Origin of the sequence: Bradyrhizobium sp. SHOUNA76 (assembly GCF_023006445.1) — a bacterium.
GTDB lineage: Bacteria > Pseudomonadota > Alphaproteobacteria > Rhizobiales > Xanthobacteraceae > Bradyrhizobium.
The window spans coordinates 1-2,881 of record NZ_JALBHA010000658.1 but is presented as its reverse complement, the minus strand read 5'-3'; the positions used below and the strand labels follow the sequence as shown (position 1 = coordinate 2,881).

Sequence of the window (2,881 nt, the reverse complement as noted above, 5' to 3'; positions counted from 1 at the left end):
CGATGTTGCCGCCGGCGCTCCAGCCTGCAACCAGCACCGGGCCCGGTCTGCCGCCGAGTTCAGTGGCGTGCTCGGCGATCCAGCGGGTTGCCGCATAGCCGTCTTCGGCCGCGGTCGGGAAGCGATGCTCCGGCGCATGACGATAGCCGACGCTGACGAACATCATGCCGGTCCGCCGCACCATGTCGCGGCAGAACGGCTCGTCGGACTGCTCGTCGCCGAGCACCCAGCCGCCGCCGTGGAAATAGACCACGACCGGATGCGGTCCCGGCGTTGCCGGCTTGTAGACGCGGTAGGGCAGCGCGCCGTCGGTGATGGGCAGGGTGCCGTCGGCAATGTCGCCGATCGGCCGCCCGGCGGGCCGGCCTTTGTTGAACTCGTCCACGAAGGCGCGGGCGCCGAGCGCGCCCATCGACTCGATCGGCGGCAGGTTCAGCGACGCCAGCAGGTTGAGCACCAGCCGCACGTCCGGCTGCAGGCGCACCACCTCGCCGTCATTGCATTGCTCCGTGCCGCCAGGGCCGGTGAGCTTGAAGCCCAGCATGCCGCGGCTGACCACCTCGTCGCAGATGCTGCGATAGGGGCCGACGCCGCCGGTATAAGGCATCAGGCCCTGCACCTTGCCGGGCACGTTGGCGCCCGTGTACCAGGTGTTGGCGAGCCGGTGCAGTGTCAGCGTCGAACAGTCGGCCATGTGCCTGTTCCAGCCGGCCTGCGCCGTCTCGGTCGGCTCCATCGTGGTGAAGCCAGCATCGCGCAGCGCGGCCAGGCGGTCGACCACCCAATCGACGTGCTGCTCGATCGACACCGCCATGTTCGACAATACCGACGGGCTGCCGGGACCGGTGATCATGAAGAAGTTCGGGAAGCCCTCGACCGTGAGCCCAAGATAGGTCTGCGGCCCCTGCGCCCAGACGTCGGTGAGCGACTTGCCGCCGCGTCCGGTGATCGGATGCACGGCGCGGATCGCGCCGGTCATGGCGTCGAACCCGGTCGCAAACACGATGACATCGACGTCGATGCTGCGGCCGCTCGTGGAGATCCCGCTTGCGGTGATCGCCTTGATCGGCTCCTGGCGCAGATTGACCAGCGTGACGTTCGGCCGGTTGTAGGTCGCGTAGTAATTCGTATCGAGGCAGGGGCGCTTGGCGCCGAAGGGATGGTCGTGCGGCGTGAGCGCCGCGGCGGTCTCGGGATCCCTGACGGCGGCCCGGATTTTCTCGCGGATCAGGTCCTGGACGATCTTGTTGCCGTCGATGTCGACCGCCTGGTCGGCCCAGAGCTGCGTCAGGATGTGGATGAGGTCGCCGGCTGCCCAGGCACGTTCGAACCGCTCACGACGCTCGGCATCGCTCAATTGCCAGCTCACGACCGTCTGCTGCGGATAGGGCACGCCGGTCATCGATTGGCGCGCCTGCTCGCGATAGGCCGCGCGATCGCCTTGCAGCAGGCTCATGCGGTCCGACGGCACCGGGCCGTTATGCGCCGGCAGCGCGAAGTTCGGCGTGCGCTGGAACACGGTCAGATGCGCGGCCTGCTCGGCGATCAGCGGGATCGACTGGATGGCCGACGAGCCCGTGCCGATCACGGCGACGCGCTTTCCCGCGAGGTTGACGCCGTCATGCGGCCAGCGTCCGGTGAAATAGACCTCGCCTTTGAAATCCCTGACGCCGTCGATTTCCGGCGGCTTTGGCGCCGAAAGGCAGCCGGTCGCCATGATGTAGTGACGGCAGGAGACCGGCGCGCCGTTGTCGGTGGTCAGCTGCCAGCGCTCGGCCTTCTCGTCCCAATTGGCTTCGGTGACCTTGGTCCCGAAGCGGATGTCGCGCCTGAGGTCGTAGCGGTCGGCGATGAAGCCGAAATAGCGCAGGATCTCGGGCTGGGTCGCGTATTTCTCCGACCAGGTCCAGGCGGTATCGAGCTCGGGATCGAAGGTGTAGCTGTAATCGATGGTCTGGATGTCGCAACGGGCGCCCGGGTAGCGGTTCCAGTACCAGGTGCCGCCGACGTCGCCGGCCTCTTCGAGCGCGACCGCCTCGAAGCCGGCTTTGCGCAGGCGATGCAGAAGATAGAGGCCGGCAAATCCGGCGCCGACCACGGCAACATCGACCTGCTGGGCGGTTCCGCGCTCGTCGGAGGCACGTGTAGCAACCATTGCGTCAGGCATCGCATTCCTCCCGTGTGTTTTGTTTTGCCGGCAGGCTATCGCCGCAGGTTCAGCTTGTCATCAGAGCAAGTGCAATCTTCGGTGGTCGTTTGGGGCAGCATCATGGCCACGTGAATCTGGCGGCGCCACACGCATCGCGATGCACAATGGCCGTGATCACCCGGGGTAATCATGTCCGATCCGTCTGTGTATGCTTGCGGCTACAAGCCACGCGTAGCGACCGAGCGTCATGCCAGAGTTGAGTGAGCGGACCAAAGCGAACATGGACGTCGTCCTGGAGGAGACGTGCCGCCAACTGCCGTACGGTGGCGATCACGACAGCCGCAGGTTCATCGCCGAGCGCCTGATCGAGGCAGCAGGGGCGGGCCACTCCACCCTCGGCGAGCTCGGCATCGTCGCGCGCCACGCGCTGGCGGAGCTCATTGCCAAGGGCGGTTAGGTCGCGCGAGGCTTGCCTCTCTGACGGCCGCGGACGTAACCTGCAGGAAACCGTCCGCGCATCGAGATGCTCCGAAGATGCGATCCGTGCTCGCGCTTGTTGCAGCTTCCATTGTCCTGTGCTGCGCCGGCTCGGCCGCGGCGCAGCCGGTCGGACAGTTTCCATTCGCGCTGACGCGTGAAGGGCAGATGCTCGGCGCCGTCGAAGGCGAGGTGGCCTCGTTCAAGGGACTGGCTTACGCGGCGCCGCCGGTCGGCGCGCTGCGCTGGCGCCCG

General features: G+C 67.0%; 2 protein-coding genes and 1 pseudogene. 2 read left to right on the top strand and 1 reads right to left on the bottom strand.

All coding sequences use genetic code 11. The annotated features are described in order from the left end of the window. Positions 1–2,167, bottom strand: a 2,167-nt coding sequence (locus MOV74_RS35180) for an alpha/beta hydrolase fold domain-containing protein (RefSeq protein WP_246931701.1), incomplete at its 3' end; no start/stop codon positions are given. 229 nt (positions 2,168–2,396) lie between these two features. Here MOV74_RS35180 and MOV74_RS35175 point away from each other — a divergent pair. Both MOV74_RS35175 and MOV74_RS35170 read left to right on the top strand, forming a co-directional pair. Further along, on the top strand, positions 2,397–2,606 hold the full coding sequence (locus MOV74_RS35175; protein WP_246931699.1) for a hypothetical protein: 210 nt from the start codon (positions 2,397–2,399) through the stop codon (positions 2,604–2,606). Positions 2,607–2,683: 77 nt separating this feature from the next. Beyond that, a pseudogene (locus tag MOV74_RS35170) lies at positions 2,684–2,881 on the top strand (carboxylesterase family protein); the annotation flags it as partial.

Bases quoted from the DNA above. Each gene is read 5' to 3' on its own strand.
- MOV74_RS35175 (WP_246931699.1), top strand. From the start codon at position 2,397: ATGCCAGAGTTGAGTGAGCGGACCAAAGCGAACATGGACGTCGTCCTG.